Origin of the sequence: Dehalobacter sp. DCM, assembly GCF_024972775.1 — a bacterium.
Lineage (GTDB): Bacteria > Bacillota > Desulfitobacteriia > Desulfitobacteriales > Syntrophobotulaceae > Dehalobacter.
Genome location: NZ_CP092282.1, coordinates 4,292,452 through 4,306,591 on the forward strand (window position 1 = coordinate 4,292,452; position 14,140 = coordinate 4,306,591).

General features: G+C 40.7%; 11 protein-coding genes. 3 read left to right on the plus strand and 8 right to left on the minus strand.

What is annotated here, in order from left to right; genetic code table 11:
* Positions 1 to 89: 89 nt before the first annotated feature.
* The 3 genes from LPY66_RS19980 to LPY66_RS19990 form a co-directional block, all read right to left on the minus strand.
* On the minus strand, positions 90 to 737 hold the full coding sequence (locus LPY66_RS19980) for a DUF975 family protein (RefSeq protein ID WP_337985992.1): 648 nt from the start codon (positions 735 to 737) through the stop codon (positions 90 to 92).
* A 50-nt stretch (positions 738 to 787) separates the two neighbouring features.
* The gene (locus LPY66_RS19985; protein ID WP_337985993.1) at positions 788 to 1,846 is read right to left on the minus strand and encodes a trigger factor; all 1,059 of its coding nucleotides are present in this window, start codon (positions 1,844 to 1,846) and stop codon (positions 788 to 790) included.
* Positions 1,847 to 2,039: 193 nt separating this feature from the next.
* On the minus strand, positions 2,040 to 2,822 hold the full coding sequence (locus LPY66_RS19990) for an EFR1 family ferrodoxin (RefSeq protein ID WP_337985994.1): 783 nt from the start codon (positions 2,820 to 2,822) through the stop codon (positions 2,040 to 2,042).
* Positions 2,823 to 3,152: 330 nt separating this feature from the next.
* Between LPY66_RS19990 and LPY66_RS19995 the strand changes: the two genes are divergently transcribed.
* Positions 3,153 to 3,575 carry a ferritin-like domain-containing protein gene (locus tag LPY66_RS19995; RefSeq protein ID WP_337988147.1) on the plus strand — a complete coding sequence of 141 codons (423 nt, stop codon included), beginning with the start codon at positions 3,153 to 3,155 and terminating at the stop codon, positions 3,573 to 3,575.
* 109 nt (positions 3,576 to 3,684) lie between these two features.
* Here the strand turns inward: LPY66_RS19995 and LPY66_RS20000 are convergent, their stop codons facing one another.
* Together LPY66_RS20000 and LPY66_RS20005 are read right to left on the minus strand one after the other, a co-directional pair.
* On the minus strand, positions 3,685 to 4,323 hold the full coding sequence (locus tag LPY66_RS20000; protein WP_337985995.1) for a hypothetical protein: 639 nt from the start codon (positions 4,321 to 4,323) through the stop codon (positions 3,685 to 3,687).
* Positions 4,324 to 4,474: 151 nt separating this feature from the next.
* Positions 4,475 to 5,695: a M48 family metallopeptidase gene (locus LPY66_RS20005; RefSeq protein ID WP_337985996.1), complete on the minus strand. Its 1,221-nt coding sequence runs from the start codon at positions 5,693 to 5,695 to the stop codon at positions 4,475 to 4,477.
* Positions 5,696 to 5,926: 231 nt separating this feature from the next.
* Here LPY66_RS20005 and LPY66_RS20010 point away from each other — a divergent pair, with 231 nt between their 5' ends.
* Positions 5,927 to 6,424: a CarD family transcriptional regulator gene (locus tag LPY66_RS20010; RefSeq protein WP_337985997.1), complete on the plus strand. Its 498-nt coding sequence runs from the start codon at positions 5,927 to 5,929 to the stop codon at positions 6,422 to 6,424.
* A gap of 158 nt (positions 6,425 to 6,582) precedes the next feature.
* On the opposite strand, the gene LPY66_RS20015 is transcribed toward LPY66_RS20010, so the two are convergent.
* Positions 6,583 to 8,532, minus strand: a complete 1,950-nt coding sequence (locus tag LPY66_RS20015; protein WP_337985998.1) for an oxidoreductase — start codon at positions 8,530 to 8,532, stop codon at positions 6,583 to 6,585.
* A gap of 244 nt (positions 8,533 to 8,776) precedes the next feature.
* Between LPY66_RS20015 and LPY66_RS20020 the strand changes: the two genes are divergently transcribed.
* Positions 8,777 to 9,331: a PadR family transcriptional regulator gene (locus LPY66_RS20020; RefSeq protein ID WP_337985999.1), complete on the plus strand. Its 555-nt coding sequence runs from the start codon at positions 8,777 to 8,779 to the stop codon at positions 9,329 to 9,331.
* Here the strand turns inward: LPY66_RS20020 and LPY66_RS20025 are convergent.
* Positions 9,318 to 12,395, minus strand: a complete 3,078-nt coding sequence (locus LPY66_RS20025) for an EAL domain-containing protein (RefSeq protein WP_337986000.1) — start codon at positions 12,393 to 12,395, stop codon at positions 9,318 to 9,320. The two genes, LPY66_RS20020 and LPY66_RS20025, sit on opposite strands and share 14 nt — an antisense overlap.
* A 186-nt stretch (positions 12,396 to 12,581) precedes the next feature.
* Entirely contained in the window at positions 12,582 to 13,841 is a 1,260-nt protein-coding gene (locus tag LPY66_RS20030) for an MFS transporter (protein WP_337986001.1), read from the minus strand.
* Positions 13,842 to 14,140: the final 299 nt, after the last annotated feature.

The window sequence follows — 14,140 nt, forward strand, 5'->3', positions numbered from 1 at the left end:
TTTGCAGTAAATGCAAAATAAAAAAGCATATCTTCTTCCGAATGGAATTAATATGCTTATGAGTATTTGGAATGAAAAATAATGGTCCATTATACTGCGCGATAATTGTCCCTATTGAAGTCCTCCGGCACACATATTCCGTTTTCAATGCTCGTTCTTTTAAGATCGTTATAGAAATTGGCTATCGTTATCTCAACATATGGAATCAGCCATATAAATCCAATCCCTGCGGTGAGTATCGAGAGTACAGCCCAGCCAATAAAGCTCAAATATAACAGAAATAACTTGCCGCGATATCCGTAACTGATTCGTTTACTGAGGTCAAGGGCATTCCTAATTCCAATCTGCCGGTTATCCGCAAGGATATAAAAACTCATGAGATAGCCGTAACTTTTAACGATTCCTGGAATAATCAGCAGCAATGACCATAGGATTACCCATAAAAGTACCCATAAATACATACCGAGGCTGGTCAGAAAGGATTTAAAGCCATCAAATATTACTCCGACCCCCGGATCCTCCTGACGGCTAAATGCCAGGGAAAATACAGATGCTCCTACCATAAACGGCCCGGTGATCAGCAACGAAATCAGACTGGCGGCAGCATTTTCATCATTGCTGATCCAGGCGAAGATTGCCGTAATCGCTGAATAAATCAGAAATGCCAGAATCGGTTTTGCCCAGTTTCCCTTGAGCTGTGATCGCGCTAGCGCTCTTAACTCGCTATTCTCTAACATCAACAATTCCCCCTGGATTTTTATTCGATCTATGTTTGTAGTATGGGGAATTACTGGATTTTCATGTATTCCGGAAGAGAGTCAATAACGCGAATGGGTTGATCTTCATGCAGAATTGCTTTGCTAATAATATAATCCGTGGCTTTATCCAAACGAATAAGATGTTTGATCTGGTCAAGCGCTCCAGGTGTTTCCTCGATACGTTTGCGGCGTGTTTCATAATCCAATGCGAGTTCATTAAATGAACCTGGCTGTTCGGAGATTTTCTTTTTGATATCCTCCTCGGTTATTTCAACACAAACTTTATCTGCCACAGCCGTGAGCAACAAGCTTTTCTTGACATTCATCTCGGCTTGGGGCCGAACTTCTTTCTTTAGATCATCAAGAGAACGCCCGGAGGATCGCATATAGTTTTGCAGGAATTGTTTACCCATTTGCTGAGTAACGCGATTCATTTCGACATTGATCTGCTGTTGAATTACTTCCTCTGCAAGCTCCACAGGATTGGCCACAATCAATTGCTTAATAATTGCCTCTTGTTTATTAAGTGTTGTCTTTTCTTCTGCCATGGACGTCATTGAATTCCGTACCTCTGCCTGTAGTTCTTCGATGGTTTTAAACGGAAGTTTCTCCAGCAGTTTAGCATCATCGGTTTCGGCATTATGTTGTTTGCGCAGTCCGGTGATATTCTCGTTAATATCCTCTTCAGTCACAACGACAGGTGTATAATGAGCTTCTAAACCCTCATATTTTTCCAGTTCAATTTGAGGTTCCAGCGATACGCGAATTTCAATAATACAGGGTTCACCGAGTTTGTTGCTTCGCGGCATAATATTGGGGAACGTCATCGGTTGAATTCCCAGTTCCTTAATCGCACTCATGTAATAGGCCGGCAAAAGCTTTTCCAGTGCTTTGTTTGCAATTTTCTCCAAATCAGGGTATTGTGCTAAAAGTGCTTCATTACTCAGAAAAGCAGAAGCCGCTTTTTTTCCTTCCGTTGCAGTCGCCTTGTGGTACTCTTCCATGAGGGCTTTTTCAAACGTCTTCGCATCGATCTGAATCAAAAATGTGGCTTCATCTTTCGTTGCATTGATCAGGGTTGCAGACATACTATTCCTCCTAATTTCTTGGGTATCCCTCGAAATTTCAGTAATATATTATCATCGAGTAGAAACCGCTTTATTAATATTCAATTGAACTGTATTTAAATCAGGGCACTTCTAAATTATATACGAAATTCCTATTTATTCAAATGATCATTTTTTTAATTCAAATTTCCCAATAACGATATTAAGAAAGCTATTAAAAGAATAGCTCCGGTATCTGTCTGACTGCAGTGAAGTTTTCTATCAGCAGCTGCCGAATCTTATTGATAAATTCATGATCAATAGATTTGGCCCGAACAGAACATCGTTTAATACAACTGCAGCAGACAATACATTTTTCATTATCAATGTCCCTGTAATTTATCAATGATATTGCCTCCATCGGACAAAATTGGGCACATAACCCGCATAAATTGCATTCACTGCCGGTTACAGGAACAGCTGTTAATTTTGGCATACCGTTTCTGTAGGGAAAATTGCCTTTCACCTCAAGCTCTCGGTTCCCCGCTATCTCCATGGCAGATAGTTTTTCAATTATTATATTCCCAAATTCAGCCGCCAGCTGCAGGTCTTCACTATCCGGTCGACCTGTGGCTACTTTCTCACTATAGGAGTGTTCTCCAATAAATGCGCCTGCTGCGATTCCAATAAATCCGTTGTCTTCAAAGATATTCTTCAATTCCAACAGGGCATCATCGTAATGCCGATTGCCGTAAACGACGACGAAAACAGCCGGTGTATTATTTCCTTTTACTCTTGTAAAATAATCTGATAAAAAACTGGGCACTCGCCCAGCGTAAACTGGTACGCCGACAATGACGATGTCCTTATCGCCAAATATAATATCCTTCACTCTACTGGCTGGTAGGCTAACAGTATATTCTTTACAGTTAACCCCCATGCCGTGTGCAATGGTTTTAACAACTTTTTCTGTGTTGCCTGTCGCGCTGAAATAAAGGATGTTCAATTTATATTCCATTATTCGCTCCCCCTTGATACCGTCTTTTCTTTTTTCCGTTTATGCTTGTTTTGTGTTTGCATGTTACAAATATATCCTAATATTTTCTATAATTAAACATTCGACAATTTCTCATTGATTCAATAAAAAATAATCTATGCACATGCCTAAATTTTAATACGCAGCGATTTATTACGCAAGCATAAAACCGATTACGATTATGACAAGATCCCAATCTTATCTGTATAATCAGTCATTATAAAATCAATAATAGAACTGCAGGATAACTGCTGAAATCGAATAATAACAGGGTGTGGAAACAAATTGGACAGACGCGGGATCATTGCTAAACTGAATTGGTTTTACAGCCTTGAGCTGAACCAGGTGGATCTTTATATGGCGCAGAGTAAGCTTGTGAAAGACATTTATATTAGCAAAGTATTGGAAAGATCCTCATTTATCGAGCAGCAGCACGTCGATAATATCGCGGCTCAAATCAAAAAATTCGGGGGAGAACCAACCATGCTTGGCGATATCATATCGCCTATCCTTGGCAAAACAGCGGGGAATATCACAGCCGCGTTTGGGGTCACCTCACTGCTTAAGGCGGATATTATGCTGGAAAAAAAGGCCATGAGCGATTATAAAGACCTCATTATAAAAATCGGCAAAGACGATGAGTTGTTTTCGCTCTTGTGGTCCAATTTGATTGACGAAGACCTGCATACATCGTGGTTTGCGAGTAAAGTAGAGGAATTGGAGTCGTTACATTAGAATATCGAGAACCAAGAACATTCCAATAAAAAGACCTTGATGCACGTTGCTTAAGTGTATCAAGGTCTTACCGTTATATTCTTATCAAGTCAAATAAGCACCATTATTATTACTTAGGTTTAATGTCATGATTAGGTGGATTGGGTGGATTGTCTGGATTTTTAATTTTCTCTTCACCAACCTTAAGTGAATCTTCAGCTTCTTTTTCACCGTCTATTTTATTTTGAACGATTTCCTTTAATTCTTGAATTGCTTCCTTCGTTCGCTCCTGGATTTGCTCAGCCTTTTCCTCCAGTTTTTCTTTTGCTTCTTCTGCTTTCACTTTGGCTTCTTCCAGCGCTTCCTTCGCCTGATCTTTTAGTGCTTCTGCTTTCTCCTGGATTTGTTCTGCCTTTTCTTCCAGTTTTTCTTTTGCCTCTTCCGCTTTCGCTTTGGCTTCTTCCAGCGCTTCCTTCGCCTGATCTTTTAGTGCTTCTGCTTTCTCCTGGATTTGTTCTGCCTTTTCTTCCAGTTTTTCTTTTGCCTCTTCCGCCTTGGCCTTCGCTTCTCCGAGAGCTTCCTTAGCCTGTTCTTTCAAGGCATCTGCTTTCTCTTGGATCTCCTCCGCTTTTACTTCTAATTTTTCCTTTGTTTCTTCAACTTTAGCTTTCGCTTCCAGAACACTGTCCGCTGCTTTTTCTTTGAAGTCATCTGCTTTTTCCTTCGTTCCACCAAAAAAAGCTTTGATCTTATCTATTACCCCACTCAAATGAAATCCCCCTTTAGGTTTTGAATTTCAAATATTCTATCAATATTCTATTATAGATATTGCGATTCCTTCTTTATTTATTACTACCTGTACAAAATTATCTATAACAAGACTACCGATGTATCTTGAACCGTAAAAGTCTAAAAAATTGCTACGATTGAGTAAGCGCTTCAATACGATGACTAATTGGGGGATGAGAATAAGTCAGTCTTACCACGAGTGGATGTGGCGTGAGATTTGAAAAATTTTCTCTGGCCAGAACCTTCAAGGCACTGATCATCGCCTTCTTATAACCGACTTGTAAGGCAAATTCATCTGCTTTGTACTCGGCCTTTCGTGAATATGCAGAGAGCGGAATACCCAATGCAATCCCGATGGGCTCTATGAGAATACCGAAAAGCACGATGGAAAACCCTAAATGAACGTGGGAAAAGCCAAAAGCATTTGCCAGGTTAACGGATGACAGGAAGAAAGTCATAAGGACAAGGTAAACAGCAATCTGCACCAGAGAAATGAGTACATTTCGCAGAACATCCCGGTGTTTGGCATGACCAATCTCATGAGCCAAGATGCTGACGATTTCATCCGAAGTGCATTTTTGTAAAAGAGTATCGTAAAGGACGATATGCTTAAATTTACCAAATCCGCTAAAGAAGGCATTAAGCTTTCCGGAACGTTTCGACGCGTCCATGACACTGATTTTTTTGATTTCAAAGCCGGTATTCTTAGCAAGTTCTTCAATTTTCTGTTTCAGCTCGCCATCCGGCAGCGGACTAAGTTTGTTGAAAATACGGATGAATAATTGAGTGTAAAGCAAATTCACTGCTAACATGATGCTGGCGACAACCAGCCAGGCATATATCAAATATCCGTTGCCCATGTTCAGATAAAGCGCAAGGAGAATATACAGAATAATACTACCCAAGACCAGCGTCAGTAAGATGGATTTCAACTGGTCCAGAATAAAGGTTTTTATCGTCGATTTGTTAAATCCATAACGCTCTTCAATACTAAAGTTATGGTACCAGCTAAAACCAATATTTAAGATATAGCTGATAAAGAAGTAAACCCCAAGAAAAAGAAGCGTCTGGAGAATCGGATCGTCTGTCAAGCGGTTTACTGCATTCGCCAGCGCCGGGAAGATCCCTAATGTGAGGAATAGCAGCAGCATACCCGTATTAACAATTTTTTCTAAAATCGACAGTCTGTGATTCTCCATGGTATAATTCAGCCATTTTTTATAGCCTATCTCATCATAAACATCCGATACATTCTCGGGTATGGGCTGGTTACGATACGAGTAGCTCAATATTGAGAGAGATATATTGAGAATAAAGACTATGGAAATGACAAAAAGCGTTAACAGAAACATCGTTCTCCTCCTTGATGCCAAAATATATGCTTGGCTTGTCAAGATCAGTATAATTCGATATCATCCCGTGGACAAGGACTGATTTATTCTAAGGGTTTAAATATGCCCAAATTAGCCTATAATGCTCAGGAATTTTTCATTATATAATTTATATTATGAAATAATTTTATGAAATTGCGGAAAACTACCAATAAATAGCACAAGAGCGCATTCATATAGGGAGGATTTTTTATGTTTAATATCAATGATTATGTTGTATATAACGCTACAGGTGTATTTAAAATTATTGACATTCGAAGAGAACACGATATTCTGGATAAGGAGACGGAGTATTACGTTCTTCAACCTGCGTATAACAATAATTTAACCATAAAGATTCCCGTAAATGCACCAAGAGTCTCCATGCGCCTCATCATGACTAAAGACGAAGTTCTTTCACTCATTGCTTCAATGCCGGATATTGAAGCACTCTGGATAAACGATGACCGCGAACGAAATGAGCGGTTCAAAACAGCTCTGAAAACAGCCAATAGTGAAGAATGGGCAAAGCTGATCAAAACGATCTATCTGCAGAAACAAGAAAAAATAGACATCGGTAAAAAACTGGCGCAGACAGATGAAAATATTATGAAAGCAGCTGAGAAAAATCTCTATGAGGAATTTGCCATTGCCTTAAATATCACACCGGATGAAGTTGTATCTTATATTACTGAACGCGTTCCTTCCTAATACAGGCCGCAGCATGCAACAATGCATAATCAGAAATTCTCAGGGCCAATTATCTGTCAAGTATTCACTATGAAGGAGGTCCTGCCCACAACTTATTTGTAGGCAGGACCTCCTTCCTCTTTGAAACTAATTCTATTCTATTCAGCAACACGTCGTCATTAAATATCTAAGGCAGCATGATATCCCTGATAGATGGCTGTCGTTATTGTGGATGGTCTCACACAATCACCAATCTGCGCAACAATAGGTGCACTGTCAAGCAATTCGTCGACGACGGCTCTTCTTGCCTGCTGGCCTAGTGCACAAATCACAGTGTAACCGGGAACAAGATGCTCTACACCCGCCGCATCGATGCAATAAACGCCCTCTTTGGTCACACGTTGTCCTGTACAACCAGTATGGACTTGAACATTATTCTTTTCAATCTCCTTCAATAGGATAGGACGATGCCTGATGTTTGCATCGGGAGCTAATTCTGTTCTCATCTCTACCAGATGTACAGCCTTCCCTTCCTGAGCAAGATGAACTGCCGCTTCACAACCGGCCTGTCCGCCTCCCAACACGACGACCTGATCGCTGACCTTATCCTTTTCCAGATAATAATTATTGACCACAATAACATTATCGTCCTTTAAACCTGGAATTGACGGAATAAGCGGTTCCGATCCAACAGCAATAATCAAGGCATCCACGTTTTCATTTTCAATATACTCTTTCGTAACCGGCGTATTTAAACGAATATCGACACCGGCCTTTTCTGCCAAATTGCCGAGAGTAACACCTAATTCATACATTTCATATTTGAAAGGAATAGCCTGTTCACCCTTCAGAATACCGCCCAGCTGATCTGATTTTTCACAAAGGATTACCTTGTGGCCCCGTTTTGCCGCCGTTATTGCTGCCTCTAACCCACTGGGTCCACCTCCTGCGACAAGCACCTTGCAGGGATTAGGTGACGGAATAATCTCAACGCCGTCTATTTCCCGACCAATTAATGGATTCACCGCGCATCGGCGCGTAGAGGTTACAGCACGTTCCGCCATACAAACAAAGCATCTTAGACATTTTACAATGTCCTCGTCGCGATTCGTCATTACTTTCTTAGGCAGCTCATGGTCTGCCAGTAATGCCCTGGCCATTTCTACCACATCCGCTTTTCCGGATGCAATGATTTCTTCCATCATTGCCGGATCATTTAATCCGCCAACTGTGGCCACCGGGACACTCACATGCTTTTTGATTTCTGCCGCAAGATAAACATTACTGCCATGGGGTAAAAACATCGAAGGATGTGTAACGCTAAAGCCTTTTTGGTATGTCCCTGCGGAGACATGCAGTAGATCGATCCTGGACTGAAGCAGTTTTGCTATTTCTACACCTTCCGTCAAGTCATAACCGCCTTCGATCAATTCGGATCCGCTCATTCTAAACTCGATTGGAAAGCCAGGACCTACCGCTTGCCGAACACTGTCGATGACCTCTTGAGCAAAACGCACTCTGTTCTCTAATGAGCCTCCGTACTTATCTGTTCTGTGGTTAAAATACGGAGATAAAAACTGATTGATCAGCCAGCCATGTCCGCCGTGAATCATCACCATTTCAAAGCCTGCAATCTTTGCCAAGCCTGCGCACTTTCCATAAGCAGCGACAATGTCCGCAATGAGTTCTTCAGTGAGCTCCTTTACTTCCAGCCCATCCGGTCGAACCCCTGCACTAGGCCCCCATTGCGCCAGTCCGTGTTTTTTATCTTTATCTGTCAGATACGTTCCGGCATACTGACCGGAATGAGACAATTCCACACTGGCAATCGCCCCATGGCGACGGATAGCGTCAGCCGTATAGGTGAAGCTCGAAAGTGACCCAACTGTCTTTAGGTCCAAATGAAACATATGGGATCCCTCAGTTTCCGGATGGACGACCAACTCACTAACGGTTACTGAAGCGGCGCCTCCCTTGGCCTTCAATTCATAAAATGCGGTTGTCTTGGGGCCAATTGTGCAGTCAGCCGTTATGTCCGTTCCGCCGACGGGGGCAGCAAACATCCTATTTCGAAAATTAACGTTCCCGATCTTGATTGGTTTACACAGATTTGGATATTTTCGTTGCATTGATATTTCTCCTCATTAATAATAATTAACTACCTCATCTTATTTCGCTATTGTGCATGAATTAAGCCCAGATACAAGATACAAGATGCCAGATGCAAAGCCTAATGCCCAGTGTCTCTTTGCATACGCACTTGAATTATTGGTATCTTTCAATTATATTAGTAATTGTATTCACAAACTATTAACATGTCAATAGTTACATATTTAAAACTATTTACTCATTTTCGAAAGGCACGGTAAAAAAATGCACACATTAAAATATGCCATATTAGGATTAATTAATCGGCAGGCAATGACTGGTTATGATTTAATGAAAACCTTCAACATGGAACTGGTAAATTTCTGGCATGCAAAGCACAGCCAACTCTATCCGGAGTTAAAGAGGCTTACGGACGAAGGTCTGATCACTTACGAAACGATCCTCCAGGGAGAAAAAATGGAGAAAAAGCTCTATTCTATAACTGAATCAGGAAAAAAGTCTTTCAAGAATTGGCTTACAAAAAAAGATCCCCTGGAACAAACGCCGAAGGATATTTTTAGACTTAAAGCCTATTTTATTGAATCTATGCCAAAAGAAGAAATTTTAAAGCATTTTAGCTATCAGCTTAAACTACGGCGTGAAAAACTGATTAAACTCGAGGCAACAATGGCGAAACACCCCTATGCGCAAACAATCACCGAAGTCCTTTCTCCTCTGTACGGCGACTATATCGTGTTAAAAGGTGCCATCATGCGTGAGCGCACCTATATCGATTGGTTGGAAGAATGCATCGAAGAAATTAATCTTAACCAATCTTAGAACCAGCCCTATTCAATAATTCTTCGATATCCTCAGCAGGCATCGGCTCGTAATAATAATAACCTTGAACCTCTTTGCACATCTCACGGGTTAAGAAGTGGACTTGCTTCTCAGTTTCTACCCCTTCGGCAATAATCTGCAAACCAAGATTTTTTGCCAGATTGATAATGACCCGAATGATTGCTCTGTCTTTTTCATCACCTTCAATGCCCTGAACAAATTGCATATCCAATTTCAACCGGTCGATAGGCAAATTCTTTAGCCTGTTTAAGGACGAATATTCAGTGCCAAAGTCATCAATCGAAAGGGTAATCCCTAATTTCTTAATTTCATTTAATACTCTGACGATATGAGTTGACCCTTTTAAAAGAGATCCTTCCGTAATTTCTAATTCAAGATACTCTGCTTGAAGCCCGGTTTCCACCAGCGTATTTGCTATCTGGTCAATAATATACGGGTTGCGCAGCTGTTTAACTGAAATATTAACAGCCATTCGCAGTCTGGGATATCCTTTATTCTGCCAGATTTTATTTTGTTCACAAGCTTTTCTGAGCACCCATTCGCCGATGGTGTTGATCATCCCGCCTTGCTCTGCGATCGGTATGAAAACATCCGGTGAAATTACTCCCATATCGGGATGCGACCACCGCAGCAGGGCTTCCAGCCCAATAATTTCCCCTTCCGGCAAACGTACTTGCGGTTGGTAATGCAGATACAATTCATTGCGTTCTATTGCCCGATATAAACTATTCGTCAGCATGATGTTCGTGCGGACTTCTTCTTTCATATCATCAGAACAAAGAGCATACTGGTTTTTGCCTTTCTCTTTGGCCTTATACATTGCAATATCCGAATTCTTAATCAAGGTTTCTGTGTCCAGACCATCGTTAGGGTATAACGCAATTCCTACACTCGCCGTAACAAAGAATTCCTGATCTCTTAGCACGATCGGTTCTGCTAATAAAGCGAGAATACTATCGGCAATTTTCCTAACATCTTTATAATCTGAAATATCATTGAGCAAGATGAGGAATTCATCACCGCCAAAACGGGATACCGTATCCGTTTTACGAATACATGCCAATAATTTAAGCCCTACTTTTCTTATCAACTCGTCTCCGCCTTCATGGCCAATAGTATCATTCACTGTCTTAAATGAATCCAGATCCAGAAAAATGACCGCGATCATCGAATTGGTCAGGTCTGCTTGACGTATAGCTTCGTTAGCCCGCTTCCGAAATAATGCCCGATTGGGCAGCTTTGTTAAATGATCATAATAAGCTAATTGTTCAATTTCTTTTTCCGCTCTCACTTTGGCCAGAGCGTCCCCTAAAATATTTGAAATAACCTCGAGCAAATCGATCTGGTCTTCACGCCATTTTTTCATTGTTCTGGCGGATTCAAGCCCAAATAAGCCCAACACCTCACCGTTTTCAACGATCGGCAGACAAATCATTGATTTTGTGCTTCCAGTAATTAGCCCGGAAAATGTATTCTTTTCACTTGTCGAGAGTTGTTCTGCGTCGGGTATATGAATTATTTTACCACTTGATAACAGGTTTGACGGTATAGAGGCTTGCTTCAGTGAATATTCTTTCCCTTCCTCCGAAGGCTTTTTTGTTTGATACCATACGAATGGCATGATGCCGCATTGTTCATCCTGATACTGCAAATATATCCAGACTCTGTCCATTTCGAAAACCTGGCCGCATTTCTCAAGTGCCCGATTAATTTTATACTCTAAATTCATTTGTTTTGCAGCGATTAAATCGGAAGATATATTCGATATCAGTTTTTGCAGTTTCACTTGTTCAACGTTTTCTTTTAAACGTCGAACATACAGTTTGTTGACGTAAAATGCCACCCAAAGAAAGACAAGGACACAAAAAATTCGCGTAAGATATACTTGCGCATTAATTTCTACCTTTACCTGCGGGGCCATGAGCCAGATCATAATCTGTGTCGAAATAATGGAAATTCCTAATGCCACTAAAACAATACGTTTATTAAAGATAAGAGCAAAAACGGCAAAGATAATAGGAAACACCCAAACCGTAATACCTCCGGTAGTTACAAACCGTAATGTTAAGAGCGGTATAGCCAGCACGCAAACTATAATGTAGAAAATCCCTTTATTTTTTTCCTGGATATCCACTTTTTTAACAATCAAAACTCCGATTCCTAATAAAAGGATGGCCATGCTTGACCATAGAACAACCGTCGAATCGTCCTTCACGTTAAAAAGGAAAAACGATACGGTGTTGACTATGCTGCAGGCAAATAAGATAAAAGCCAAGTAATTAACCAGGTTTCCGCGTGTGGATTCCTTTAAAATATTTTCTTCATCGGCGACAGCTTTCTCCGGCTTCATCAAACCGTATTTTTTTATCGCATAGTAAATAACGATCATGGACATCGCGCTAACAAATGGTGCCATTTGAGGAATCAGGATGTTAAAGAATGTACTGGCAACAATATCTGTAAATGTGGCTAGAATCAAAGTGCCAACAATATAAAAAAATATGAGCCAGGCTTTTTTCTTGTCATTCAAGGAAGTCGCTTTTCTTCCCCATAACCAAATCATACCGATGGTTAGAATAGAAAAAGTAATATAATAATAATTATAGAAAGTATTAAAACCGGTGTCCGGAACATTGATCCAACCGTTAACGGATTGGATCAATTCATATTTTGATTCGGCTGCATCGGAGATACCGTAGATATAGATGGTCAGAAACGAGGGAATATAGAGTGGAGGATAGAGCCACCATTGGTTTAACAAGCTCTTTTTTTCCGTGAGAAATAATGCAAAATGAAGCAAGACGCTAAAAAAAGACCCCCAGCCTATAACGGAGATTCTGCGCCACAATAAGCTGGCAGTTTGATTGTCAGCCGAAACAGATATGGAAAATCCAAGCGCCCATATACTCAAAGAAACACACAGTGCAAAAAAAGACCGGTTCAAACCCGCTTTTGGATCAAGATAAAGCGTATAAGCTCCAAGAAAGCCACTTATTACACTGGCAAAGAAAAATAAGACAGAAAAATAGTATGCTGGTTCCATGGTACCCTTCTTTGATCACTTGATAAAAAATATTACAATTAATTCTATTTCTATATGCATTTTCCTTTTTTACAATACAGCATTTTTAATAAAATTATTTCTTTATTCAATTAACGGGGATATATCTATTTATTATTTAATTCACGCTAATTGCCAAGTACAACGCCACCTGACCAATAAAGCTATCTAAGCTGAAATTGACGACTCCTCCTTAGGCCGGGAACGCAATTCCCGTTTCCAGTTTAGACGGCTTAATCGTTTTCTCAGAGCGAAAACATAAATCATCAGAGCTGTGAAGCAGCATATGGCAGCAGCGATATAAATAGCAGGGTATCCAAAATGCTGTGCTATGATTCCCCAAATAACAGCACTCAATCCCATGGCCATATCCATCGCACAATAATATACGGAAAGTGCGGTTCCTTTACGGTCTGGGGAAGCAAGCATAATTACGACTGTATTAATGATGGGGACGACACACCCCATTCCGGTACCAAAAAAAACTGCAGATAGTAAGAACTGCCATAATTGAGCAGCAGTTCCCAGGATCAGTTGTGAAATGATGACTAAAATGATAGATACGAACAGGATGCTCCCCAGATTGAAGCGTTTGGAAAGTCTGCCGAAAATAAGCCGAGCTATCATTGTCCCTATGGAAGAAACAGTAAAAAACATACCAATTTCTTTGATTTCCAGACTCATCGCATAGCTGGCTACAAAAGTCAGTACCGCGCCATTAGAAGTCACTGTCAATAGCAACAAAATTGAAGGCCAGATAAGAGGTGCTTCTAAAAAACCAAAGCCCTTCTGTTTTGGCACGCTTCCAACCTGACTGCCCAACTTAGGTTCTTTTTTTCGTGTGTACTTAATCGGCAAAGCACAGATCATACTGGCGACAGACACCCCAACAGCGGCTATAAACAGCGCGGGATACCCGTAGACTTGTATCATATATAAGCCAAGCAGCGGTCCAATGGCCTGTGCCAAGGTATTGGACAATCCGAAATAGCCTATCCCTTCGGCCAATCGGTTCATCGGCAGAATGTCTGCGACTACAGTGGCAATAGCGGTGGAACCGGCACTGAAACCAATGCCGTTAATCGTCCTGAAAATCAATAATACTGATATAGACTGGGTAAAAACGTAGGCAACGGTTGATAGCGTAATCAATGACAGTCCCAGGATAACCACGGTTTTCCTGCTGTGTTTATCTAACATCTGTCCAAAGACCGGCCTGAAAACCAAGGCGGAAAATGAATAAATCCCTGTCAGCAAACCGGCTTGGCTGTTACTGCCGCCTATTTTCAATGCATATAGTGATAACAGTGCCAAGGAACTCGAATGCACCATAGAGGTTAAAAAATTAGCAAGCATCATTAACAGATATTTTAAACTCCATAATTGATTGGGCATTGTGTGTTCCAATGAATGTTCTCGATCTCTCATTCTAATTCTATACACTCCATATTATTTCATAAGCAACTCACGCCTTATGATTTCAAAAACATATTATTAAAAGTGAACAAAAATAAAACGGCTCAAAACTAGTGCCTTGTAAACTCTAATTCCTGTACACCCTTGCGGCAGATTTCATGTAATACTGCGTTGTCGTCAATCGGCATACGCTCGGTATGCCTCAATCCTCCGCCTTGTCTTACAAGAAATCTGCTCACAATTATATTACAGTTTTAGAGTTTACAAGGCACTAGTAATATATCTAATATTCTAACACCACTTCGATATCA